At 43.7% G+C, this 25470-nt stretch carries 25 protein-coding genes; 8 read left to right on the top strand and 17 right to left on the bottom strand.

The features are described 5' to 3' along the window. Positions 1 to 38 precede the first annotated feature (38 nt). The 3 genes from MHH89_RS12880 to lpdA all read right to left on the bottom strand — a co-directional run bounded on the left by MHH89_RS12880 (position 39) and on the right by lpdA (position 3623). Positions 39 to 1025, bottom strand: coding sequence for an alpha-ketoacid dehydrogenase subunit beta (locus tag MHH89_RS12880; protein WP_036676034.1), 987 nt, complete (start codon positions 1023 to 1025; stop codon positions 39 to 41). Between the two features lie 3 nt (positions 1026 to 1028). After that, entirely contained in the window at positions 1029 to 2060 is a 1032-nt protein-coding gene (locus MHH89_RS12885) for a thiamine pyrophosphate-dependent dehydrogenase E1 component subunit alpha (protein WP_036676031.1), read from the bottom strand. Between the two features lie 141 nt (positions 2061 to 2201). Next, positions 2202 to 3623 (bottom strand): dihydrolipoyl dehydrogenase, encoded by a 1422-nt coding sequence (lpdA, locus tag MHH89_RS12890; RefSeq protein ID WP_340033364.1) that lies wholly within the window; start codon positions 3621 to 3623, stop codon positions 2202 to 2204. Positions 3624 to 3790: 167 nt separating this feature from the next. Between lpdA and MHH89_RS12895 the strand changes: the two genes are divergently transcribed. Next, positions 3791 to 4096: a DUF2627 domain-containing protein gene (locus MHH89_RS12895; protein WP_076129486.1), complete on the top strand. Its 306-nt coding sequence runs from the start codon at positions 3791 to 3793 to the stop codon at positions 4094 to 4096. Positions 4097 to 4339: 243 nt separating this feature from the next. Here MHH89_RS12895 and MHH89_RS12900 read toward each other — a convergent pair whose 3' ends face one another. The 3 genes from MHH89_RS12900 to MHH89_RS12910 are packed head-to-tail and all read right to left on the bottom strand — an operon-like array spanning position 4340 to position 8161. Then, on the bottom strand, positions 4340 to 6199 hold the full coding sequence (locus MHH89_RS12900) for an ABC transporter ATP-binding protein (protein ID WP_341087250.1): 1860 nt from the start codon (positions 6197 to 6199) through the stop codon (positions 4340 to 4342). After that, positions 6180 to 7913, bottom strand: coding sequence for an ABC transporter ATP-binding protein (locus MHH89_RS12905; RefSeq protein WP_341087251.1), 1734 nt, complete (start codon positions 7911 to 7913; stop codon positions 6180 to 6182). Before MHH89_RS12905 ends, MHH89_RS12900 begins: the two co-directional genes overlap by 20 nt. Positions 7914 to 7930: 17 nt before the next feature. Then, entirely contained in the window at positions 7931 to 8161 is a 231-nt protein-coding gene (locus tag MHH89_RS12910) for a hypothetical protein (RefSeq protein WP_036676022.1), read from the bottom strand. A 136-nt stretch (positions 8162 to 8297) separates the two neighbouring features. Here MHH89_RS12910 and MHH89_RS12915 point away from each other — a divergent pair, with 136 nt between their 5' ends. Further along, positions 8298 to 8867: a thymidine kinase gene (locus MHH89_RS12915; RefSeq protein WP_036676019.1), complete on the top strand. Its 570-nt coding sequence runs from the start codon at positions 8298 to 8300 to the stop codon at positions 8865 to 8867. A gap of 64 nt (positions 8868 to 8931) precedes the next feature. On the opposite strand, the gene MHH89_RS12920 is transcribed toward MHH89_RS12915, so the two are convergent. After that, positions 8932 to 9450: a DinB family protein gene (locus MHH89_RS12920; protein ID WP_341087253.1), complete on the bottom strand. Its 519-nt coding sequence runs from the start codon at positions 9448 to 9450 to the stop codon at positions 8932 to 8934. A gap of 137 nt (positions 9451 to 9587) precedes the next feature. Between MHH89_RS12920 and MHH89_RS12925 the strand changes: the two genes are divergently transcribed. The 5 genes from MHH89_RS12925 to sda all read left to right on the top strand — a co-directional run bounded on the left by MHH89_RS12925 (position 9588) and on the right by sda (position 11629). Next, the gene (locus MHH89_RS12925) at positions 9588 to 10253 is read left to right on the top strand and encodes a hypothetical protein (protein WP_139332061.1); all 666 of its coding nucleotides are present in this window, start codon (positions 9588 to 9590) and stop codon (positions 10251 to 10253) included. Beyond that, positions 10234 to 10761, top strand: coding sequence for an accessory gene regulator ArgB-like protein (locus MHH89_RS31330; protein WP_175617304.1), 528 nt, complete (start codon positions 10234 to 10236; stop codon positions 10759 to 10761). The genes MHH89_RS12925 and MHH89_RS31330 overlap by 20 nt, the downstream gene beginning before the upstream one ends. Further along, positions 10758 to 10877 carry a cyclic lactone autoinducer peptide gene (locus MHH89_RS12930; RefSeq protein WP_139329854.1) on the top strand — a complete coding sequence of 40 codons (120 nt, stop codon included), beginning with the start codon at positions 10758 to 10760 and terminating at the stop codon, positions 10875 to 10877. The genes MHH89_RS31330 and MHH89_RS12930 overlap by 4 nt, the downstream gene beginning before the upstream one ends. A 21-nt stretch (positions 10878 to 10898) precedes the next feature. Then, positions 10899 to 11234, top strand: a complete 336-nt coding sequence (locus tag MHH89_RS12935; RefSeq protein ID WP_036676016.1) for a LytTR family DNA-binding domain-containing protein — start codon at positions 10899 to 10901, stop codon at positions 11232 to 11234. 221 nt (positions 11235 to 11455) lie between these two features. Continuing rightward, complete coding sequence (gene sda, locus MHH89_RS31335; protein WP_081383395.1) at positions 11456 to 11629, top strand: sporulation histidine kinase inhibitor Sda; 174 nt, start codon at positions 11456 to 11458, stop codon at positions 11627 to 11629. Between the two features lie 181 nt (positions 11630 to 11810). On the opposite strand, the gene MHH89_RS12940 is transcribed toward sda, so the two are convergent. The 5 genes from MHH89_RS12940 to MHH89_RS12960 form a co-directional block, all read right to left on the bottom strand. Continuing rightward, positions 11811 to 12119, bottom strand: a complete 309-nt coding sequence (locus tag MHH89_RS12940; RefSeq protein ID WP_036676014.1) for a hypothetical protein — start codon at positions 12117 to 12119, stop codon at positions 11811 to 11813. Positions 12120 to 12241: 122 nt separating this feature from the next. After that, on the bottom strand, positions 12242 to 12901 hold the full coding sequence (locus tag MHH89_RS12945; protein ID WP_036676012.1) for a helix-turn-helix domain-containing protein: 660 nt from the start codon (positions 12899 to 12901) through the stop codon (positions 12242 to 12244). 302 nt (positions 12902 to 13203) lie between these two features. Further along, entirely contained in the window at positions 13204 to 13356 is a 153-nt protein-coding gene (locus MHH89_RS12950; RefSeq protein WP_341087254.1) for a hypothetical protein, read from the bottom strand. A gap of 532 nt (positions 13357 to 13888) precedes the next feature. Beyond that, complete coding sequence (locus tag MHH89_RS12955; RefSeq protein WP_341087255.1) at positions 13889 to 20422, bottom strand: phosphodiester glycosidase family protein; 6534 nt, start codon at positions 20420 to 20422, stop codon at positions 13889 to 13891. Positions 20423 to 20539: 117 nt separating this feature from the next. Further along, the gene (locus MHH89_RS12960) at positions 20540 to 21457 is read right to left on the bottom strand and encodes a LysR family transcriptional regulator (protein ID WP_076281398.1); all 918 of its coding nucleotides are present in this window, start codon (positions 21455 to 21457) and stop codon (positions 20540 to 20542) included. 164 nt (positions 21458 to 21621) lie between these two features. Here MHH89_RS12960 and MHH89_RS12965 point away from each other — a divergent pair, with 164 nt between their 5' ends. Further along, positions 21622 to 22371, top strand: coding sequence for an SDR family NAD(P)-dependent oxidoreductase (locus tag MHH89_RS12965; RefSeq protein ID WP_076129478.1), 750 nt, complete (start codon positions 21622 to 21624; stop codon positions 22369 to 22371). Positions 22372 to 22449: 78 nt separating this feature from the next. Here MHH89_RS12965 and MHH89_RS12970 read toward each other — a convergent pair whose 3' ends face one another. The 5 genes from MHH89_RS12970 to MHH89_RS12990 form a co-directional block, all read right to left on the bottom strand. Then, on the bottom strand, positions 22450 to 22740 hold the full coding sequence (locus MHH89_RS12970) for a MazG nucleotide pyrophosphohydrolase domain-containing protein (protein ID WP_076281397.1): 291 nt from the start codon (positions 22738 to 22740) through the stop codon (positions 22450 to 22452). Between the two features lie 61 nt (positions 22741 to 22801). Continuing rightward, entirely contained in the window at positions 22802 to 23155 is a 354-nt protein-coding gene (locus MHH89_RS12975; protein WP_175618934.1) for a cyclic-phosphate processing receiver domain-containing protein, read from the bottom strand. A 111-nt stretch (positions 23156 to 23266) separates the two neighbouring features. Next, the gene (locus MHH89_RS12980) at positions 23267 to 23635 is read right to left on the bottom strand and encodes a type II toxin-antitoxin system PemK/MazF family toxin (protein WP_076129476.1); all 369 of its coding nucleotides are present in this window, start codon (positions 23633 to 23635) and stop codon (positions 23267 to 23269) included. A 3-nt stretch (positions 23636 to 23638) separates the two neighbouring features. Beyond that, positions 23639 to 23797, bottom strand: a complete 159-nt coding sequence (locus tag MHH89_RS12985; protein ID WP_175618933.1) for a hypothetical protein — start codon at positions 23795 to 23797, stop codon at positions 23639 to 23641. Between the two features lie 308 nt (positions 23798 to 24105). Continuing rightward, the gene (locus MHH89_RS12990) at positions 24106 to 25464 is read right to left on the bottom strand and encodes an LLM class flavin-dependent oxidoreductase (RefSeq protein WP_076278389.1); all 1359 of its coding nucleotides are present in this window, start codon (positions 25462 to 25464) and stop codon (positions 24106 to 24108) included. Positions 25465 to 25470 lie beyond the last annotated feature (6 nt).

The following is a 25470-nucleotide window of genomic DNA, read 5'->3' on the forward strand; positions in this document are numbered from 1 at the left end:
CACCTGAGTTTTAGGAAGCTTCGCATCTACTCAACAAATTAATATTGTGCCAGCCGGAGCATTTCCGCCTTCACTTTTTCTTTACTTAGCATGAAAAACTTCTCCATTGGCGGGCTGATTGGCATCGCCGGAACATCGGGACCACAAAGACGGAAGATTGGTGCATCCAGCTCGAACAGACAATGCTCAGCGATAATGGCCGCCACTTCGCCGCCAATTCCGCCTGTTTTATTATCTTCATGCACAATCAATACCTTACCGGTCTGACGGGCAGCAGCTATGATCGCATCACGATCCAGCGGTTGCAAGGTACGCAGATCAAGAATATGTGCTGTAATTCCTTCCTCGCGTTCCAATTCTTCCGCAGCCTGCATAGCAAAATGCAGCGGGAGACTGTAGCCAATCACCGTAATATCCGTTCCCTCACGCAGCAGATTAGCTTCGCCAATTGGAACGGTGTAATCCCCTTCCGGCACTTCTTCCTTGATCAGCTTGTAACACTTTTTGTTCTCAAAGAAAAGCACCGGATCAGGATCACGTACGGCTGCCTTCAGCAATCCTTTAGCATCATAAGCGGAGTAAGGCGCTACAATCTTCAATCCAGGTGTTCCAAAGAAAATCGATTCTGGACACTGTGAATGATACAAACCGCCGAACACCCCGCCACCAATAGGGGCACGAATGACAACCGGGCAACTCCAATCGTTATTTGAACGATAGCGGATTTTAGCCGCTTCACTGATAATTTGATTCGTCGCCGGAAGCATAAAGTCGGAGTATTGCATTTCAGCTATTGGTTTCATTCCGTACATAGCTGCTCCGATGGCTACACCAGCAATCGCTGATTCAGCGAGGGGTGTATCCATAACCCGCTCTTCGCCAAACTGTTCCTGTAGACCTTTAGTTGTGGTAAATACGCCGCCTTTGAGACCAACGTCCTCACCAAGCACGAACACGGAATCATCGCGCTCCATTTCTTCCTTCATCGCGAGCCTGATGGCATCGATATATTCCATTATAGCCATGGTTTATGCCCCTCCTTTGAGGTCGGAATCACTGTATACATGCAGCAGTGTGTCTTCCGGTTTCGGGAACGGAGCATTATCGGCATACTCGATAGCCGCTTTAAGCTCAAGATTGCATTCAGCAGCAAGATCTTGTTCTTGCTCGTCACTCCACAATCCCAGACCGATCAAGTAATTACGGAATCCTGCTACGCCGTCCTTCTTCCAGTTCTCATCAACCTCTTCTTTGGTCCGGTAAGCCAGATCATTATCTGAGGTGGAGTGTGGAGACAAACGGTACATCATCGCTTCAATCAGCGTAGGACCTTCACCCGCGAGGGCTCTTTCCCGCGCTTCCTTAACGACACGATAAACCTCAAGCGGATCGTTTCCGTCTACACGCACACCAGGAAATCCATAACCCAGTGCACGGTCGCTAACCTTGCCGCCTAACTGTTTATGAACAGGAACAGAGATTGCGTACTGATTGTTCTGGCACATGATAATAACCGGCAGCTTATTCACTCCGGCAAAGTTACAAGCTTCATGAAAATCCCCCTGATTGCTGGAACCTTCACCGAAGGTTACAAAGGAGACGAATTTCTTCTTCTGCATTTTGGCCGCCAGAGCAAAGCCAACCGCATGAGGGACCTGCGTGGTTACAGGGCTTGACCCTGTCACAATACGCAGACGTTTACTGCCAAAGTGACCCGGCATTTGCCGCCCACCACTGTTTGGATCTTCTGCCTTAGCGAATACGGACAACATAAGTTCGCGTGTAGTCATACCCACTGAGAGCACGAAAGCATAATCGCGGTAATAAGGTAAAAAATAATCATTTTGCCGGTCCAGCGCGAACGCCGCCGCCACCTGACCCGCCTCCTGGCCTATACCGGAGACATGAAAGTTGATCTTGCCAGCGCGCTGAAGCAGCAGACTGCGCTCATCGTATTTACGAGCGAGCGACATATATCTGTACATATCGATGACCTGGCCGTCACTAAGTCCAAGCTGCTTATGTCTGTTAATCGTTTCTACAGTACCTTGGGATTCCATAAAGAGATACCTCCTTATTCATAAAGCCTGAAGTCTTACAGGAATTAAGACCAATTGTGCCCTGATCTTAAAACCTGGTACTAAGACTTGACTTGAGTATATTATAATCCCTTTCTACCCAAAAAGAAAAGCTAAGAAAAACTAAAATCCAATAGATCTTCCATCCACAGCTAACATTGCTTCTCCGATAATCTCCGAAAGGGTAGGGTGAGCATGTATAGCTTCACCAATCTCCCAAGGTGTTGCATCCAGTAGCTGTGCCAAGGCCGCTTCTCCAATCAGATCCGTCACATGAGGACCAATCATCTGCACACCAAGAATATCTCCACTGCTACGATCCGCTACAACTTTGACAAATCCGTCCTTCTGGCCATATACAATTGCCTTACCAATGGCCGAGAATGGGAACTTGCCAATCACTACATCATGTCCAAGCTGTTTAGCTTCCTTCTCGGTGTAGCCCACACTTGCTACCTCAGGCCGAGTATAGACACAACGTGGTACTAAATGTGTATGATAAGGATGTAGCTTCTCACCAGATAGATGGTTAACCGCCATTATCCCTTCATGACTGGCTGCATGAGCCAATTGAAGCCCACCGATGCAGTCGCCAATGGCATAAATATGCGGCTCTGCCGTCTGCATACTAGCATTTACAGCAATAATCCCTTTGTCAAAGCGAATGTCTGTGTTTTCCAGACCAATATTCTCGATGTTGGCCACTCTGCCTACGGATACAAGCAATTTTTCTGCCATTAGGCTTTGACTTTGCTCTCCCTTACGGGCTTCGATCGAAATTCCATCCTCCGTTACCTGGCAGGTTGCAGCATCCACTGTAGTTTCAGTCAGTACCTTAACCCCACGCTTTTTCAACAAACGTTGCAGTTCCTTAGCTATCTCTTCATCCTCTTGAGGCAGTAACTGACCTGCCGCTTCAACCACAGTCACCTGCACTCCAAAATCAGCCAGCATTGAAGCCCATTCGACCCCAATTACACCACCGCCCACAATGATGATAGAGGATGGCAGCTCTTCGAGCATGAGCGCTTCATCACTGCTAAGAATCACTTTCCCGTCTGGTTCGAGACCAGGCAATACTCGTGGACGTGAGCCCGTAGCGATAATAAGATGGCTGGAAACTACTGTTTCCATCTCCCCATCTTCCAGTTCCACAGCTACAGCACCGCTGCGCGGAGAAAAAATAGAAGGACCCGTTACGCGCCCTTTACCTTTGACAACTTGTATTTTATTTTTGCGCATCAAATATTGTACGCCTTGATGAAGTTGCTCAACTACAGCTTCTTTGCGTTTCTGTACCTTTGGGAATACCAGCTGTACACCGCTTGTCTCAATGCCATAGCTCTCGCTCTCATTGATTTCAGCATATACCTCTGCACTACGGAGCAGCGATTTACTAGGAATGCAGCCCCGATGCAGACAGGTTCCTCCCAGTTTGTCCATTTCGATGACGACAACGGACTTTCCAAGCTGTGCAGCGCGAATAGCCGCCACATACCCTCCAGTACCTCCGCCAAGTATGGCCACGTCACATGAAATTGTCATGATATGTATCCTCCAGTCATTACACGTAAGTTCATTTTACTTAGTATATTGTACTCTCTTTTTGCTCTATTACAAAACTTATAAACGTCATATGCAAATGGACTTTTTCTTGCTAAAGCGTTATCATATGGGTGAATCTAAAGGGCTAAGAGGGGTAGGAGACACTTATGAAACTGTTAATTTCACGCTTCATTGCCATCCTTATTCTTGTGTTTCCGGGCTTAATAGCAATGAAGGGCTTCCTCATGATGAAGGATGATATTTTTGATTACATATCCATGCATGGTGATGATTCTGTAGTGCCCCACTTTGCTTGGCTGCATTTCGGTGGTGGATTGCTGCTCTTCGCAGCTGGCATGACTTTCCTTGGTGGCTGGATTCTGGCTAGGGACCGTAAGAAGAATTACGTAGGTCCAAGGTTCAAGGAGAAGCAAAAGGCGAAACAAGCCGGAACGCAGGAAACGATCTCTTAAGAGGCTATGCTAAACTTAGGATCAGCTTTTTCATCTCATCATTTATTCACCTGATCATCTGAATCTCGAATCGCACACAATCAAGCCTTAATACCCTGCTGATTGTAATTTGTACAATAGATTCCCCCATATTTCAAACCCTCCCAGTTCACCCGATCTGGTGCTCGTTATCTATCACAAATAACATAAAGGCGAGAACTTCATGGACGCAATCTGCGCTCCCTGAAAATTCTCGCCTTTTTCTTAAATACCCGCCTTATCAAGCGCCTCTTTCCGCCGCCCCTGTACCAACTCGCTGTACAGTCCGCCTTGCTTCAGCAGCTCTTCATGAGAGCCATGCTGCAATAATCTGCCGCCCTGAAGCACAAGAATTCGATCAGCTGCACGTATCGTGCCAAGTCTATGAGCAATGACGAAGCTCGTTCGCCCTTTCATCAGCGCCTGCAGCCCTTCCTGAATCTTGATCTCGGTCACTGTATCAATACTGCTGGTTGCTTCATCAAGCACAAGCATAGAGGGGTTAGCAAGAATCGCTCTCGCAATGGAGAGCAGCTGCTTCTGCCCTTGGCTTATACCGCTGCCATCCGCCGAGAGCATCCGTTCATAACCTTCGGGCATTCGCATAATAAAAGAATGGGCATTGGCCAGCTTAGCCGCCTCTTCAACCTCTTCATCGGACGCATCCAGCCTCCCGTATCGGATGTTATCGCGGATACTCCCTTTGAACAAAAAGGAATCCTGCAATACAAAGGCCATATGACTTCTCAAGCTTTCCCGCCGAATCGAAGTGATATCTAAGCCATCCAGCGTGATTTTCCCCTGATTAGGATCATAGAAACGGGATAACAGCCCAATTAGCGTTGTTTTGCCTGCACCGGTAGGTCCAACTAAAGCGATCATCTCGCCAGGCTTCGCTTCAAAGCTGATATCCTGCAGCGTGTTAGAACCTCCATCATAAGAAAAAGCTACATTTTCAAACTTCACCGCACCCTGTACAGTTTCAAGTGATTTGGCTGCACCTTCATCTTTAGCCTCGGTCTCTTCGTCCAGCACTTCAAACACCCGCTCGGCCCCTGCCACCGCTGAGAGCAAGGTATTCCACTGATTCGCTAAATCATTAAGCGGACGAGTAAACTGGCGGGTATATTCAACGAATACGATGATCACACCCACTGTAATCGACCCACGGATCGCAAGCAGACCACCAATTCCTGCAACTATGGCGAAGCTGAGATTATTAAGACCATTCATAAGCTTGGGGATGAAACCAGAAATGGACTGCGCCCAGTAGCCTGACAGCATAATTCGCTTGTTGCGTTCATGAAAACCAGAGATGACGCGTTCCTCTTGTGAAAAAGCCTTGATAATCCGTTGTCCGGATAAGGTCTCCTCAATATAACCGTTAAGCTCCCCTACATTGCGCTGACGTTCTTTAAATAATGGGCCTGTACGGCGTGTAATCCAGCGCATGCCTAACAACATCAAAGGCACTACGAGGAATGTGAGCAGCGTCAACAAGGGACTAAGCCACAGCATAACCCCTACGGTTCCTAGCAAGGTTAAGACACTTGAAAATATCTGAATAGCCGAGCTATTCAACGTAGAGCTGACGTTCTCGATATCATTGGTAAGACGGCTCATAATTTCCCCCTGCTGTCTCCGATTAAAAAAGGAAATAGGCAGACGGTGTAAATGGGAGAATAGCTCCGTACGCATCCGTAATACAGTTTCTTGAGCAATTTCGATCATCCATATGTTTTGCAGCCAAGAAGTCAGAGAATAAAAAATGTACACACAAGCAAGGCTTGTCAGAAAAACAACCCATGATCGCCCGCCGGTACCTTCCAGATAATTATCCACCGCTCTGCCAATCATGTATGGCCCCAGCAGCGCTAGCGCTGAGCTGAAGACAACCATGATCAGTACAAGAATAAGCTTGGCTTTACGCTCAGCTAGATAACTCCAGATCCGGATCAGCGTCCCTGACCAATCCTTCGCCTTTGCTTTGGGTTTGCCGCCAGATGCTGTCCCTAGACTTCGTCCCACGCCAAGTTCAAAATTCGGTTTAGGATGACGAAAAGGTTCAATTAATGCTTTGAACATGCTGCTTCGCCTCCTCTACCTGTGATTCATAAATCTTGCGGTACAGCTCGGAGCTTGCCATAAGCTCCTTATGCGAGCCTTTGCCAATTAATCGTCCCTCATCCAGCAACAGGATCAAATCAGCTGATGCCGTTGAACTGATTTTCTGAGTAATCAAAAAGGTTGTACAGGAGATATCCTTTAGCGCCTCCAGCAAAAGCCCTTCCGTAACCGCATCAAGGGCACTGGTGCTGTCATCAAGGATCAACATAGCCGGTTTTCTAACAAGTGCACGGGCAATCGTTAACCGCTGCTTTTGTCCGCCGGAGAGATTAACCCCTCGTTGACCAAGCATCGTGTCATAACCATCTGGCAACCCTTTTACCGTCTCGTGAATTTGTGCAGCTCCCGCTGCTTGTTGGATTTGTTCCAGTGTGGCGTGTTCATTGCCCCATGCAATATTATCGCGAATTGATCCGCTGAAAAGCTGCAATTCCTGAGGCACATAACCTATCGATTTCCGCAGTCTGGAAATATCGATATCGGCACTTTTTTCACCGTCAATCCAAATGGTGCCGTCTGTCTCTTCATACAAGCGCGGAATCAAACTCACGAATGAGGATTTTCCTGATCCGGTCGCCCCCATAATCGCTACTCGCTCACCAGCAGCTACTTCAAAATGAATGTCCTCCAGGACAGAGATATCACTATTAGGATACTTAAAGCAAACGCCTTCAAATTTAACGTGGCCCTGAATTGGCTCACCTTGCAAAGTCCCGCCTTCACGAACTCCAGCTCCCGCTTCCATAACTTCTGAAACACGTTGAGAGGAGGCACGAGCGCGGGAAAATGTTACAACAAGACCAGAGATAGCTGATAACGCCCCAATTGTTCGCAAGGAGTAATTAATAACAGCAACAGTCTGACCCAAAGTAGCCTCCCCATTGGAAATGGCTATCCGTCCAAACCATAAAATCGCCAAAATCGCCGCATTCACAATAAGCATAACAAAAGGCATCGTCGTCTCAGTCAAACGCAAGGCAGACACTGTTGATCTCATCAAATTCCCGCTAAATACCGTGAAACGTTCAATCTCATACCCCATACGCACAAATACGCGGATCAAGCGAATACCCGTAAGGTTCTCCTGAATCACGCCATTAACTCCGTCTAAACGCTGCTGGACCGTACGAAATAATAAGGAAGCTTTTTTCATAATCCAGTAGAGGAAAAAAATCAACAAAGGTAACGCCACCGTCAGCAGTAATCCCAGCTTCACATGAACAACTAACGCCATAATCACACTGCCTACCACAACAAGTGGCACCCGTGTCATAAAGCGCAAGCTCATAAAAATAGTATCCTGCAGCTGTGATACATCGCCAGTCAGACGGGTAATCAGTGACGAAGTAGCAAAACGATTAAATACTTCATACGTAAAAGACTGTACCTTTTCGTACAATTTGTCCCTAAGATCGAACGCAAAGCTCTGACTTGCATGGGCAGCAAAAAAAGAACTGAGTACCCCGGCTGTAAACGCAACTACCGCGCTGCCGATCAATACACTGCCCCACAGCCATACTACAGAGGTATCTTTTTCTCGGATCCCCAAGTCAATGATTCTGGAAATGATCAAAGGCTGTGATAATTCTACCGTCAATTCAATGAGCATCATTACAAGGGCAGCTATTGCAGCTACCTTATATTTTTTGAGAAAAGAGAAAATCAAAGCCATTCGCATACCCTCTTTTTCTATTCGTACAGTGCATCCCTTAACCGAGTTGACATCGTGGAAGCCTGTCCAGTTTTCAGTATTGCTCGACGCAGTGCTTTATTACTCCGATTCAATTCCACCAAATCCGCCATCATTTCTTCCAGCAAGCTTTCAGTGTCACTGGATAAATCTCCATTCTGCTGCAAAAGAGCTAACCGTTCCTTATATTCGTCTAATCTTTCAGTCACACTTATTACTTCCTTTCCCATCTCTTATTACCTCTTATCATACCACATCCAATCAATCGCAATGTTTTCACTGGATACATCCGATCCGAATATGATACTCTAATATGGTCGCATTTTTAAGATATAATCAATGTTTTTTACGAAAGGATAGATGGAAGTGGCACAATTGTTTTTCAAATACGGAGCAATGAACAGTGGTAAATCTATTGAGATACTCAAGGTTGCACATAATTATGAAGAGCAGGGGAAATCGGTGCTCATTTTCACTCCATCCATAGACGACCGGGACGAGGTTGGTTTTATTTCTTCTCGTATTGGGCTTCGGAAACAAGCAATCCCCATCGATGAGAACACAGATATTTATAATATCGTCAGCAGTAACCAACCTAAACCACACTGTGTACTTATTGATGAATGTCAATTTCTAAGCAAGGAATGTATTCTCCAGCTAGTGCGTATCGTTGATGAGCTGGGCATTCCGGTAATGGCCTTCGGACTTAAAAATGATTTTCAGAATCAGTTATTTGAAGGCAGCAAATATATGCTGATCTACGCTGATAAAATTGAGGAAATGAAGACGATCTGCTGGTTCTGCGAGCGCAAAGCTACTATGGCTCTACGAGTAGAAAACGGCAAGCCCGTATATAGCGGCAAGCAAATCCAGATTGGTGGCAATGAAGCTTACTATCCGGTATGCCGCAAATGTCACAAGAATCCACCGCTATAGCCGTGTATAAAAAGCATCCCAAAGCCATAAAGGCTATTGGAATGCTTTTTTGATTAAGAAGATATTACACTAAATATCTTTCTTTAAGAATATTCAAATGATGATGGTCATGTCCAATCATAATGCAGGCCTGAGCTCTCGCAGAAAGAGTAGCCTCGTTAACTATTCCCTTCCGGATCCATGCTTCCTCCGGCAGAGTTTCCATTAGGAGTAATGTCGATTCTCGAACAAGCTTGTAGTGGGCCAGCAATGCTTTTAAAGTGTGCGCTTCGAAATTGGCGGTAAGTACATAGTCTTTCTCTTCAAAACCCGGCAGTGGAGTCGTATCCCCTCTGGCGATGCACAATAAACGGTAGGACATGATTCTTCCGGTATCAGCCAGATGTCCGACCATTTCCTTGATACTCCATTTCTCCGGAGCGTAACGATAGTCCCCTTGTTCTTCCGTAAGTTTCGAAATAAAAGTGCAAATCTCATCCGTCTGCTCTCTAAAAATAGTAATGATGTCTCCTTCAGCTGGCACTAAATCGACATATTTTGATAATTCTTTGAGATACTCACTGCTTTCTGGACGTCGATCCATGTCTAAACCCCTCTCATTTTGAATTTTTTTGAAAAAATAGGAGGAAAATTATACTGTAGTTGTTGTATTTTAGCTCATTTTATACGATACTTGCAATAATAGGGTTAGTTAAACTAGAAGTCATCGGGAGTGTCGGCATGCTAGATTTTATTCTTTTTATGATATTTTCAATACTAGAGACTTATGCAATGTTTTTTCTGGCTTTCAAAATCTTCAAAATTGATTTATATCATAAAGAGATGGTGTTTGCTAGTTTTATTATGGGCTTTTCTTCTTATACAATTAGGATCAACTATGGGATGTTTCCATTAGATATTTTCTCACAATATGCACTAATGTTTTGTTTTATGTGGATGTTATTCCGGATTCATCCCTTCTACGCTTCTATATTAACCGGGATGACCTATCAAGCATACTTGGTGATTCAGACCAGTCTTATGTATCTATTAAACTCTGTAATCATCATGCCTCTAAATATCTTGAATCCGATTACCAAAAACATGATTACAATGCAGGTTTTATCAGCATTAACCGCGATTCTCATTGGTATGTATGTAGGTCATAAACGTATTGGATATGACTTTGTACCTGATAAACCCGATGTAAAAATTAAACCAACGACTAATGAAAAAATATTATTCGCTCTTAATCTTCCTACAATAATTGTCGTTACTTCACTCAACTACTTTTTTGAATCTCGTTTCTTTTTCATAATCCCATTTCTCTATGGAATACTATTATGGGGATATCTATATTTCTCATACAAAAAGGACAGAAATAATTATGAATCATTTATCTCTTAAAATTGTTGAGTTCATTAAGAAAAGTAATCCAGAGCAAACGCATTCTATTGAAATCATGCATTATGCCCTTAGCATTATTATGAATACTTTATTAATTATTATGACTTCGTTATGCATTGGCGGGCTCACTGGACAGCTTAAGGAAACATTCTTAGCCTTATTCAGCTTCATACTCCTAAGAATGTCATCTGGTGGTGTGCATTTAAAATCCGCAAGAGCCTGCAATATTGTATCTATCTTTATCTGTTCACTTATCCCTCATATTACCTATCTAATACATAACCATTTGATTTGGATTAATCTTTTTTCTTTACTTGTAATGATCTTATGTGCTCCGAATCCTGATGCTAATGCTCAAATCCCCAAAGAATGGTATTTGGGTTTAAAGATCATTTCCATAATTCTGGTTTCTTTGAATTTTTGGATCCATTCGTCTGTCATTGGATTGGCATTTTTAGTTCAATCCTTTACAGTTATAATCCCATTACAAAGGAGGTCAATCAGATGAAAAAAACCTTAGCTCGTTATGCTTCTAACCTACTGGGTACTTCTGCTCAAGTTTTTACAAAAATTCTAAAACCAGCAGCTTACAGCCCTGAAATTCCAAAAGAACTGCGCAAGTAATTAAACAAGGATGGGGAAAAGATGCGTGTCTTACAGAAAGACGGTTCCTCTAGTGATATTCTAGAGGAAGATATATTGTATTTCTCGAATTATAAGAATACAATATTCGTCCATACGAAAGAAGGCGAATTTATTCTCCCCACCACGCTTTCCGATCTTTCCGTAGCGTATGAGGGTAAGGGATTCGAACGCCTTGACCGCAGCAATGTCGTCAATATCAACAACATAGAAGGCTATGATCCCGGGCGGAAGATTGTATGCTTTAATCAAGGTACGCAGTTCACTACTGTTTCGGAATCCAATGAACCTCGCCTTAAGAAGTATCTTGCTTCACAAAAGAAAAAACCGTCAGAATAAAATTCAGTTTTTTAATAATCCCGGCATGTTCACGCATGCCGGGATTATTTTATTAAAAATTGAAACTTTTTAGCAATTTCCTCAAAATCGCACATTATGCCATAATAATCCTCAAATGTAAAGATAAATTCGTAGGATGAATGACAGGAGACGGATCCTATTCCAAATGATACCATATAGATAAACCTATAATAAAAAACAATTAATGATGGAGGATCATAATGAATTACTATTTTCATCCCTCTCCACGGCCCTCATCTCTGGAATCTATATCTGACGAGGATTTACTAAGAATCTATGAGCTAGCGATTGATGCCCATGCGTTACCGGATTTCATTGAAATTATTAAAGAGATCATGAGAAGTAGAAATCTCATAGATTCTGAAAATATATAACATCCCCTTCCCCATTAAATTCACACTGACGCATGGTAGACATTTTTCTTCAGCTTCAACCAACAATAAGCTCCTTAGGTCGCCTTAAGTCAACTACATTAACATAAAAAAGGTAGAGCCTCCGCGGCCCTACCTTTTTTATATGCACATATGATGGTTAATCTGAGATAAAAATAATGCTCTATTCTGTAATTTCTGTTTTGAAAACATTTTCCAATTTGCCGCCGAGTCTTTTCTTCAAGGGAACCTTAATATCTCTGCCCAATTCTTTAAAGAAAGTTTCAACATCACATTTCACATTTTTTGCAGTTGCGATTACCGCACCATCACCAACAATGTTTTGATTCGCTTCAAGAGGAACATCAACTTCGATGTCATACTTTTTGGATAATGTCTTGATGTAACGTGCGAAGATCTCCAGCAATTCCTCGTTATTAAAATTCTCTATAGCGACTTTGCCCTTGCTGGTAAACTTCATGTTAATTTTCATTATTAATATCCCCTTTTCTGTCAAACCATTTTTAGTTGTTAGTTTATGGATCAAGATGAATAGATGGCTGCAAGAAAGGGCAACATTCATTCATTTTTGAGATCATTAGCAAAAGGCATACATTATTTATAAGCACCCTTTATTTGTTGTACTTTAAACTGAGTAAATTCTTTAAGTGCTTGTATGACCTGATCCTGTTCCTCTTCCTTCAGTTCATAAACGCACTCCCGTAGCCACTCGCCAAATAGAAAGGCTTGACGCCCTTTACGGGGGCTCTTTCTTAAGGAGTCGAGGTTACCCTCAAACTTATCGTTCAGGACATCGGTCAGATTGTATTTCTCAATCTTCTCTATTACCATTCCTGCCCCATATTCCGTTTCGTAAACTATAACTTCATTCGAATCAAAGGAAACGTACGATGTTTCTTTCCCTTCCTTCGCTCTGAATTCCTTAAGCTTGTTAAAGGCTGTCTCGTAGATGTAATCTTGAGACTGTTTGAGCTGTGGCAGCTCATATCCTTGCTTCAAGGTCTTGATATATTCAATATCTGGCATATAATCTGCCAAATGGTACATCCGATTCTTCAGATCCGTTCCAAGCGCTTCAATGATCTTGTCCAGATTGTCTTTAAGCGGAATGCTCTCTCCACGTTCGATTTTGCTAAGCTGTGAGTAACTTATACCGCTCTTTTCTTCCAGTCCTCTTAAGGTTAACCCTCTCGTCTTTCTGATGTGCCGAATGAAATTACCCAGCTCATCGGGATAGTTCTCAAAATCATTCATGGGAGTCACCTCCCTACTATCATAACACAACATAACAATTTGTGTTGGCTAATAACAATTATTCCTTGTTTTTACTTGCCTCTGAAGAGTAATTCCCAGTATTCCACGCCCAATATAACCCTATCTTTACAAAATACTGGAAAAAGACTCAGCGCTCTTCTGTAAGGATTTGGAATATGCTCATTACTCACCTCAGTTTTACTTTCTGCTTAAGCCCCATCCATCTTCTTGGTCTTACCTTCCGCTTTCTGCTCACTTTACTCACCTGGCTCACTTGGCACACTTGGCTCAACTAGCTCACTTTACTCACCTGACTCAACTAACTCACCTAGCTCACCTTGCTTACCTAGCTCAACTAGCTCACCTAGCTCACCTAGCTCACCTTGCTTACCTAGCTCAACTAGCTCAACTAGCTCACCTGACTCACCTAGCTCCACTTGGCTCACCTGACTCAACTAACTCACTCATTTCTACCTCATCGGACCGAGGAGACCTTATCAAGCTGATTTCAGCCATTCTGCTCATCTATCGGACTCAGATGCAGCTATTCATTAAAATATATTACGATTCCGGGCAAAAGTATGACAATAAGAGCTATGGAGTCCGAAAATTTGGAAAAATGGACCAAAAAGTTAAAATAGCGGCAATACAGTCCGTTACGATCCCAAACCATCGAGGCTATCTGTTAAAACAAACTTTCTTGATAAAAGTAGCTCGTCCGAGCCGAACTTACCAAGTGTGCATCGCTGTTGGCGTACTTTAGCTTTAGCGTACCTCAGCAAGCGTACTTTAGCCTGCCTCAGCGAGCCTGCCTTAACTTTCCGTTCTACATTTCCCCTTCTCCAATCCTTTGTGTCTCACCACCTGTTTTTACTTTTAATTCGCTTTCCCCCTCTGTGTACATGCGTGCGTACCCTGCACATATCCAACTAATCCAATTATCAAAAAAACAGCCAGTCCCCATCAACCTGAGACTGGCCACAATCATTACTCCATAACACTCAGCAGGTTGAGGATCGTCTGTGCACTTTCAGCACGTGTTCCGTTTTGGTTCGGTGCAAATTGTCCTTCAGCCCGTCCTTGCATCAGACCAAGTCTGTACACTTCGCTGATTGCCTCTTGAGCCCACTGTGGAGCATAACCAATATCGTTGAATGCCGAAATGTTACGGCTAGCTACAGATACATTACTCTTCGCGTAAGCATATGCACGAGCCAGCATTGCAGCCATCTCCTGGCGGGAAATCTTCGCCTCCGGTTCAAACTGTGAAGCAGTCTGGCCGTTAATCACTCCTGCTTGTTTGGCTAACCCTACTGCTTCTGCATACCATTTATCTGCAGGTACATCAGCGAAAGCAGGTTCCGCTTGACCTTTCAAGCCAAGCGCACGAACTAACATCGCTGTGAACTCCGCCCGTGTAACCGCACGGTTCGGATCAAATTGGTCAACAGCAACACCTTGTACAAGTTGTTTTGCCGCAAGCTGCTTCACAGCAAGGTAAGCCCAGTGATCGGACTTCAAATCTTTGAATGTTTTATCAACTTCTAAAACAATGTATTTACTAAAATGACTGACGGCAGCAGATAGATAACCATTCGTCCATGTACTGCTCATATACTCTAATTTACCCACGTCTTCGATAAAATAAATACCGAATAAGCTTCGATCTACATCTGCACCGACCTTATATGAAATCATAATCGGCTCTGCAAACTGTCTTAACGAGAAGGACTGATCATTTTGTGTGAATATGCTAAGCGACCATTCCCGCAGATCACTTTTCGCCCGCAATTGTGCACCCGCAAGTGCACTTGCACGAGCCAACAGATCCACTGCTGTATTATCAGCTACAGGTTTCAGCCGTAGCGAAATCGTACTCTTGGCAAGAGCCTCAGCTGAGATTAGCTTACTTAGTTCTGCCAGTACTGTAGCAGGAATCGTAACGGATAAATCCTGCATAACCACTCTAAGCGGTGCGCGTCCAAGCAGCTCTGCTGCATTGCCTGGCAAAAGTAATTCCGTAATCGCCCCATTAACAGAAACCACAACTTCACCTTGAGCATTCTTGCTCTCTGACAGTTGAGAAGCCGTTATGGTGACTACGCCCGTTTGTGCTGATGCCAACGGAGTTGGTGTAGCGGTTGGCATTGGTGTCACCTCAGGTCCCGGCACCCAAGCACCCGGCGTTGATGTTGGCTCTGGACTTGGTATTGGTGTCGGTGTTGGTGTTGGTGTTGGTGTTGGTGTTGGTGTTGGTGTCGGTGTCGGTGTCGGTGTTGGTGTTGGTGTTGGTGTCGGTGTCGGCTCTGCGCTTGGTGTTGGCTCTGGGCTTGGTGTCGTACCCGGCGAGCCCTCAGTCACTATCAGAATATATTCAGTGCTCAAACCGTTATAAACAGCGCTGACTTTTGTTGTACCAGCACTCAAAGCATGAAGTTCTCCAGCCTCACTAATCATTGCAATGGAATGATCAGATGTATCAAAGATTACTCCCTCGAACAATTCTTGCTTGCTGCCGTCACTGTATACCGCCTGAACAACAACGGAGCCTTTACTTCCTTGTTCCAGCGAATCTGGCCCATTCATCGTTATTTCTGTAAGAATAGGTGTCTCATCATTTGTTACGACAAGGTTATACTCCGAGGCGAACTCCCTATAGGTTACTGAAATCACAGTGGAGCCTTCCTGATGAGCCTGAACTAAACCCTGATCATTGATCGTAGCAATATGTTCATTCAAGCTGGAATAATGAAGTCCATCTAATATTGCGGTACGTTTCCCAGATGCGTAGACAGCTTCTGTTACAGATTGGTCGACTTCTTCCGGTTTAAGCTGTCTCTTTCCCTGAAGCTTAATTGCTTGCAGCGCATCTACAGTTATCGTACTTTCAGCAAAAATATTCGGGTAACCTGCCACTGTGACTCTTATCTTAGCTGTCCCTGGCTTCAATGCAGTAACCAAGCCATTTTCATTTACAGTAACAACTGATTCTGCCGGATCAGGAACGATGGTCCAAAGCTTTGTCAGATGATTAGCCTCATCCGGCCCCACCTTAGCTTGCAATTGCAGGCTAGCCCCAGGCTCAAGCTCTACAGCAGTTTGGTCCAGCGTAATGGATTCCGGAACCAATTTGCCGATTACTAAACGGTCAATCTCAACCCCGTCTACTGTTCTTGCGGTAACCGTAATCTCGTTCTTCTCAATCTCAACAGCCGTATAGATTTGCTCATCTTCGTCATATATTTTTTCCTGCCAAAAACGTGGTGTCAGCGCATAGAACTTAGGACCCGAGGAACCGCCGATAACATACCGAGTGCCTTCGCCTTCTGCAACCTGTTTACCCTCCTTCATCGGAAAAGTTCGCAAATAGATATGATCATGACCGTTCATGACCAAATCTACGTTGTGCTTATCAAAGACCGGAACCCACTTCGCTTGTACCTGCTCATTCGAATAGATGCTGCCGTACGGTCCTTGATGGAAAAAAATCACCTTCCACTTTTTATCTGTAGCGGAAAGATCCTGATCCAACCACTCGGCCTGTTCAGTGAACGGACTACCTGAATGCTCTGTATTCATAACCACAAAGTGCGTATCCTTAATATCAAAAGAATAATTCGTACCTTTTACGCTCGCCGCACCGTTTTGCGGGTTATTGAATTGCGCCAGATAATCCCCATCTCCATTGGTTCCCATCACTTCATGGTTCCCGATAATCGGAACAAGTGTGGTATTCATCAGCTGCTTTTGAGCTGCATCAAACCACCAGTTCCACTGCTCTTGTTCAAAGCCCTTATCCACCATATCTCCAGCATGAACCAGCATTTCCGCATCCGGCATATACGCGTAAGCCGCTTCAATCGTATCTCCCCAAAGACCAAAACCAGCCTTAGAATCTGCTTGGGAATCTCCGATAAACAGGAATTTTGTAGAAGTGTCCTCACCACCACTTGTAACAAAAGCTCCTTGCTCACTTACATTTGACTCGCCATCACCCACACGATATACATATTCCGTTCCGGGGGTAAGCGCAGTGGCCTCCGCTTTATGAACTCGCATCGTTCCGTCATTGTTGGTGTTGTAAATTGAACTGCGCCCGGTAATTTTTATTACATTCGCAGCTTGAAAGCTTGTAAACTCCGCTTTTTTCACAAGTTCTACTACAGTATCCATGGTCAACGGTTCTGTCTGCCAAGTAAACTGGCGAGAAGTTGCTGCATCTTGGCCCATCGTAACATTAACATTACGCGGAGCTGCAGTAGCGTCATATGGAGCAACCTTGAACGTCATTACAGGACTATAGGTATTTCCTTTTACCGCCTGCAATTTAAAAGTTCCTTCTGCTGAAGTGACAAAGTCAGTAGTTAGTATTCCACTTGCCCCTGAAGCAACACCTTGTACCTCCACTCCATCGAACAGCAGCTTTGCTCCTTCAACGACACTTCCATTCAGATCTTTTACCGCAAAAGATGCATCAAAGCCCTTCGCAAGATCATAATGGTTCCAAGTGAGCATCAACTGTGTCTTCACAACAGATTCAACAGCTGCTCCAATAAAAGAAATAGGAACCCCAGTACCCTCTGTAGAAGTTACCGATCCGGATGTATTTTCAATTACAAAAGCTTTGCTAATATCTCCAGCCAACTGCTCCTGAGTGTAGGGACCCACAAAATCATTTCGAACTGTATATTGAATTTGCCCGATGAGATCCGTATCTCCCAGATTGGAAGAATTGATATTCGTTAAGTTAAGACGCACAGTGCCCAATACCGGATCAATGATGGACTCCACTTGTGTTTCTGATAACATATTCCCCCGAATTACCTGCAAATCTTTAACTGCAGCCGGATTAAAAGCAAACGTAAGATGTCCTTCCTTCAGCTTGTTCGCTTTCTCTGCCGTTACGTCCAAAGTGTAAGTGTTGCCGGCATATACTACTTCTGGTGTTTTGTACAAATAGAACGGAGAGCCCAAATTTACTGTAAAATACCATTCTTTTATCGTCTGGTTACCGCTCAAATCGCGGATGGCAACTTTTACTTTATGACGGCCTTCTGTAAGTGGAACCTTTGGTTTATAAGTGATCTGACCTTTTGGAGGATAAAAGCCATGCTCCACTAATTGATCGTCCACATATACTCGTGTTTTGTCAGGATCGATTAAGGTCGTTCCCGGATGCACTACTGGATCATAACCATCATCCTCACCATTGACGGAAAGGGTCGGTGTAGCTGTTTTGACAATTTCGTTCACGCCGGGATATGCATCTTTAAGAATAGGAGGTGTTCTGTCCTCCTCTAGCGGGCCATAAATGGCACGAATATCATCAACGTAAATAGCTCCCGCACTCTTGTTAAGATTGCTTGTCTCCATATAGCGGACAGGCATATCCATCGTTAACGGGGTGGTTTTCCCCTTAGGAACGGATACTTCGACGTATTTCCACCCCGTCCAGTTCACACCATTTACCTGATCAGTAAAATCCACTGGCACTGCCGCATTATTGCCATCCCGAATCTGTCCCCGCAGCCAGTGCTTTTTGCCATCTCCGTAGATCCACATACTGATCTTCTCAGGATACCCCGGAATCTGAATCCGATTGGCGGTTGAGCTTGCGGCTAAATAAGCACCGGATGTGCCTGTTTTATTAACAAAATCATATTCCAGCTTCAAGGCTTTGTCCCCGTTGCGGACAAAATCCAGATCAGACACTTCCAGAATCGCCACGCTGTTAGCTGCTGCACTAGAGGCTATATATTTATCAATGCCATTCTCAAAATCCTCCAGCATTACAGGCGGTAACCCCACATTTACTTCAAAAGAGGTCTCAACGTCCCTGTATTTAGCATAAATCTTTCCGTTTTTCCCGTTCTCACTCGTCGCCTGAAACAGACCCTTCTCGTCCACGGTTCCGATCTCGCCCTCAACCCGCCATTCGAAGCTAGGGTTGTCAGCTTGAATCACTTGTCTATTACGTAGCGCCTTCACAGTTAATTGTGCAGCAGCACCTGAAGAATAAGTTTTGATCTCATCAGGAAACCTAAGCTCTGTAAGCTTATCTACAACCTCAATTTCAACACTGCCTTTGACTGCCCCAGCCTCTACAATTACATTTCCTGTGCCGGCAGTGATTCCTCCGGTGAAGACTCCGTTCGCATCGACAGTACCAAGGTTAGCGTCCACCTGCCAATTCAGCGTACCCGAATAAGGCGCCGGATGGCCGTTCTCGTCCACTCCTGCCGCTTTGAATATAAAGCTGGAGCCTTGCAAAATACGTTCCGTATTCGGCTGCACAACCAGCTTAGAAGCCGAAGGTTGCTCAGGGGCTGTATTGACAAGCAATAAACCGTTACCGGTTTTACGCTCGTAACCATCTGAGCCCTGATTCATCATTCGGACACCAGATGTACCCGGCATTCTGGCCACAAAAGTAGAAGAACCGCCACCATCCAGATTCATGGCGTTCATTACACCCATATCCTTCAGAATGTTGCCAAGCTCATCGGTATCTACGCCCTCACTAAAACCTGGCGATCTTCCATCCACTTCGAATAAAACGAGACTTCCATCCGCTTTTGTCCCAATGGCTGTCCGCGGATGAATGCCTAAAGGCCCTACACCTTGTTGAACTACTCCGTCTTTTACCAGCGGCCCCTCGCCGCCAATAGCTACCTTCACATCATTCCATTCTCCGCTGAGCGCAAAGCTGGCAGTAACGTTATCGCCAACAGATAACCCTTGCAGAACAGCACGGGACGTACCCTGGGCAGATAAAACCACTTTTCCTTGGGAAAGCGGCGTATTGCCTTGATTGTTGCGGATTTCAGATACCTTCAGCTTCAAGGTCTGGCCGCTTTTCACTTCTCCCTCGACAATATCTAGAACAACCTCGTCACCCTCATTGGTTGACTTTGTAGTTGTATTATAATCTTCCGTATAAAGAACCAGCTCATTTGTATTTCGGTATCGGTTGATGCTGGTCAGATTGGTTGTTTTTCCATTTATCGTCACGTTTTTGGTCAGCTTCGGCACCCCATAAATCGAGCTGCCATCTTCTTTTAAACCGAAAGTAAAAGCTGAAATCGAACTGTTCAGAATTACACCCTCATCCATAAATAACCCATTAGGAACACCCGTAGCAAAACCGGAGATTTCATAGAAATCACCATTGATTCCTGCGATCACTCGGTTTTCAGGTGAATCCGCATACGTGGCCATTTCTGTAACGCCTTTCATACCGTATACCTTTCCATCCTTCGTACCTGCCCGCAGCTCCAAATTTCCTTGTTGCGGGTTGAACTCCACTGCATGTATCTTTTGTAAACCACGTTCATTCTGGAGATCCATCCAGGTATACATCGCCCCAGGTGCAAGCTCTGTTTGGCGAACATCAATAACGGTTCCGTAGTCTGTTGCTGGTAAATCAGAGATCGAAGCGCGAACAATTGCCCCCGGTTGTAACAACGAAATCAACAAAACAAAGATAACAACAACATTAATTTGCCTTAGATACCTTCTCACTGTGTTGACATCCTCCCCACTTGGCTGTCCTAATATCGATCTGAGCTTGGACAACATCATAGGGTTAATATTAACTAGGAAGCGTAAAGGTTAGATAAAATTTACCAAGGCATACTGTTAACTTCGTCTAATCATTTCATCAAATTCATGCTTTAGCCTGTTGATAAATCTTCGGGCGGTCTGGGAGGTCTGTTTTGAAGCAGAGACAATAGCTCCTGAATATTTCGCACGGGTATCTGGTGATCGTAACTCGATGGTTTTCATGAAGGCAGAAGTCATCTCTGATATTTTAAGAAACGAATAATCCAGACCAATTGTGATGGCCAGTCCTTCTGCAACTGCATTCTCAATCGCCCGTGTGTTGTTACTTACAAAAAGCAAATTGATCGGCCCATAGCCAGATAAATATCGCTCTACATAGTCCTTAATGTAAGGATCATCGTATAAAACTAACGTCTGCCCCACTAACTGATCCGGTGTAAGGATTGAATTCAGGGCTAGCGGTGACTGTGGATGTACACCAACTACAATTTTTCCTTCCATTAACCGTTCAAACTTAACCCCCTTATATGTGTCAGGCATTCCCTCCGGTGAGACCATAAGTCCAATGTCCATTTCATCCTGAAGTACATTATCCAGAATTTCTTTGGGTCCTTTTTCAAAAATCTCTATTTTCACATTTGGAAAATCTGCCTTAAAACTAGAGATTACCTTCACCATCAGATGCATGGGTCCAGGTATCGTAGCAATTTTCAAATGACCACTTAACGTATCGCTGTAAATCTGTGCCTCTTCTTTTAATTCATTTACTTTCATCAGGACTTCATTTGCTTTGCTAATAATGGTATTTCCTTCTGCTGTGGGAACCGCCTTTTGCCCGCGCGAACGGATGAACAAAGTAACTCCCAGCTCAGCCTCCAGCATGGTAATGGACTGACTCATTGCGGATAGAGTGATATGACGATTCTGAGCTGCTTTGGTTAAAGAACCAATCTTTGCGACTTCTACAATATTCTCGCATTGCTCCAAATTCATTTGAATCACCCCTTAAGTTAATCTTTACTTAATAACTATTAAATTTACTTAAATTTTAATTAATTTAGACAAGTGTTACAATGTAAATAAGTTAGTAAGTAACCAATTTTACTATATCAACTTTCATTTCTAGTATAACTATATTTCTTGAGGAGGAAACTCAAATGACAGACAAAAGAGTAGCCGTAATAACAGGTGGAGCCAGTGGAATCGGGAAACAAACCGCCATTAAATTTGCAAGTAAAGGTGATCAAGTTGTCGTTGCCGATTTCAATCAACAATTAGGTGAAGAAACGGTAGCACAAATTATTAAAGAGGGTGGCGAAGCAATTTTCGTCAAAACAGATGTTTCCAAATATGAAGATGTCGAAGCGCTGGTTCAAAAAACTGTAGATACTTATGGAAGAATTGACGTTATGTTCAACAATGCCGGAATCGGCCGCGTCACTCCTGTACTAGACCAAGACCTTAAGGATTATCACAGTGTCATTAATGTCAATCAGCATGGTGTAGCCCATGGGATTATCGCTGCTGGTAAAAAAATGCGTGAGCTCGGCATCAAAGGTGTGATCATCAATACAGCTTCTGTATTTGGATTCCTAGCTTCCCCAGGTACATTCGCATATCACGCTTCTAAAGGTGCGGTCATTATGATGACTAAATCCGCAGCACTTGAACTTTCGGTTCATGGCATCCGCGTGCTTGCCGTTGCTCCAGGCGCTGTAGATACGCCAATTATCCAAGGATATAAAGATCAAGGAATGGTTGACCAAATGAAGAGCAAAGTAATGGGTAACAAACTAACATTACCTGAACAAGTTGCAGACACTGTATACTTGCTCTCCTTACCAGAAGCTAGTGCAATTAACGGTAGTGTTGTAATGGCTGATGAAGGTTATGCTTCATTTAAATAAAGTTTAGGGTGAAAAAAATCCAAGGCTTCCCTCGAGGGAGGTCCTTGGATTTTTTTAAAAGTATTCAATAGATACACCCTACTCCCAAGTCCTCTGTTCATTAATCTCCAGCTTACGTTTAAACGCCTGCTCCAGATCAATACCAAGTTTATTGGCCAGATCAAAAATATTCCACACCACATCGTACATCTCGTATCCCAAGTTTTCTTTCCGCTCCGCATCTGGATGAAAAGATACCGACAAAACCTCTTTGGACAACTCCCCAACCTCAGTCATTAAGTACAGCGTTCTCTGCTCAATGGTGCTGGTATCAAACCCTTTGATTTCACTGAACTCCTTAACATACTGTTGAAACTCTGCTGCATTCATTTCCTTACGCCTCGCTTTTTGGTATAAAGTTATGTAAAGATTAACACATCTCTTAGTCCCATCAATCTCCACTATACTTATTGACTGTTATGGGATAATAGTAAATTTCTATATCCTTCTTTATAAAACCTCTGCGTTGAGCTGCCAATAAGGTCTCGTACATATTCCTTCTGCCTACAGGATTATCCGTATGATGATAAATCTTATTCGCCCTTAAACCATGCTCACAAAAGTATTTCACAAAATCATACCCGTTCTTTAGTTCAATTCCCTCGGCGTCTTCACCTAAATCATGATCAAGCGTAAGGATGTTCACTTCATTATTTTCGAAAAGTTTAACAGCGTCTTCAAATGTTCTTGCCAAGGTAAACCCTTCTGGACAGTCTCGTAAGTCATCAAGATAAACATTTATCATATCGAACCTCATTTCTTCATGACGTCCTTATCTAGTGAACAGTATCCTCCAGCTTTATGGTACAAAAAAACACTTCGTTGAAGAAGTGTTCTTCAAAAAATTATGTATAATTTACCAAAATCCATCCCCTGAATCGAGGAATTCCATTAATTTTTTCTTAACGTTCTTTAAATCGATTGGGTTTAGTTGACCGATGTAATCAGATGAATTAAAGGAGGAGGCCTCCGCTTGGGCTACGCAATTCACTTTTGCAAATGAACTTTCCCCTAATCCGCAGTCTCTTCCTTTAAATAATGGAATTTTCCACTTATCATACTTTCCTTCAAAATCTTTTATTTTAGAGTGGGTCAATGCAACGAAAACAACAAAAATTGGTAATCCATCAATAATTTCCACTATTGCGACTGGTCTTATTTCGGTTTCTCCTGTTTTTGGATAATCTACTTCATACCAAAAAACTTGCCCGGCTTTTAGATTCATCTATTACTTCTTGAATTCCTCAAACCATTTTTGTTGGAGACGGTTATCAGAGTCAATTTTAGCCTTTCCATCAACTACATTCAAACGCGGTACTTTCGATTTGAAGTTAGGATGTTCAGACAATGAGTTAGGGATATTTTTTTTCTTTTGTACAAGACTCATACCATTTTCCTCCTCCTTCTCACACATTTTAGAATGACACCTCCCAAGCATTTTATTGCTTGGTTTAAGCATATCCGTCTTTGGTATGGTTTAGACCAGTATACCAATGCAGCTGCAAACACTGTAGTTGTGCTCTAATACTATTTAAGTCTATCACAATATTTACCATATATAAACCTTATTGTAGGGCGGTAGACATTTAAAATGTGGCATTTATAGAATGATTTTTTACTATTCAGATTATTCTATTATAACAAAAACACTCCTCTATTGGTTCTTCAAAAACCGATAAAGGAGTGAATCCAACCTTATTTACCAGCCCCTACTTCAGCCACTCTACGATTCTGGAAATGATGGATATCCGGACGCTCCAATCCTAGATGTTCACGAAGGGTACTCCCCGTATACTCAGTACGGAACAAGCCGCGTGCTTGCAAGATGGGCACAACATGATCCACGAATTCATCCAAGTTGCCCGGCAGTACTGGTGGCATAATATTAAATCCATCGCAGCCGTACTCTTCGAACCACAATTGCATTAAATCTGCCAATTGTTCATAGGTTCCAACAAACTGCATATGTCCGCGTGCACCAAGCAAACGGCGGCCTAACTCTAATATCGATAATTTGTCCTTACGAGCCATATCCATAATCAGCTGAACCCGGCTTTTCATTCCATTTGATGCTTCTACTGGATCAGGAATCTCAGGCAGCTGTCCATCTACTGGGTATTCGGACAGGTCAAACCTCAACATGCCAGACAACATACCAACAACAGCGGCAGGAGGAATCAACTCCTGCAGTTCTTTATATTTACTTTGGGCTTCCTCTTCGGTCGCTCCAATGATCGGAGACAAGCCCGGCATAATTTTTAAGCTACCACGTTCACGGCCATAATCTGCTAATTTGGAATTGACGCTTTCATAGAAGGCCTTAGCCGCTTCAAGCGACTGCTGTGCCGTAAAGATCACCTCTCCAAAACTAGCTGCAAAATCTTGTCCTGGACCAGAAGATCCGGCTTGAATAAGTACAGGATACCCTTGAGGTGAGCGAGGAACATTGAGGGTTCCTTTTGTAGAATACCACTCCCCTTTGTATTCCACTTCTTTGATCTTCTTCGCGTCAGCAAATTGTCCCTTTTCGCGGTTGACGATTAAAGAGTCATCCTCCCAGCTGTCCCAGAGAAGCGTTGCCACCTCAACAAATTCACGTGCCATTTTATACCGAAGTCCGTGCTCTGGATGCTCTGGCTTCCCATAGTTATAAGCTTCCACATCAAGCTGGGAGGTGACAATATTCCAACCCGCTCGGCCTTCACTAATATGATCTAAAGAAGCAAATTTGCGAGCCACATTATAAGGTTCGTTATACGTGGTCGATACGGTAGCCGTTAATCCGAGTTTTTCTGTTTCTGTCGAAAGGGCTGACAACAGCGTCAATGGGTCCAGCATACCCGAAGCTGCTTGATCCGCACCCATCACATACAACAAATCCGCCAAAAACATCATATCGAACTTCCCACGCTCGGCGGTTTTTGCCAATTCGCGATAAAATTTATAATTGAAGATCTTATCCGCTCCCGATTCCGGATGACGCCAGCCATAATGATGATGTCCTGAATAATAAATAAATGCACCTAAATGTAGCTGATCTTTTCTGGTTCCCATAATGAC

Source organism: Paenibacillus sp. FSL H7-0323 (genome assembly GCF_038002725.1).
In the GTDB taxonomy this organism is placed as follows: domain Bacteria; phylum Bacillota; class Bacilli; order Paenibacillales; family Paenibacillaceae; genus Paenibacillus_AQ; species Paenibacillus_AQ odorifer.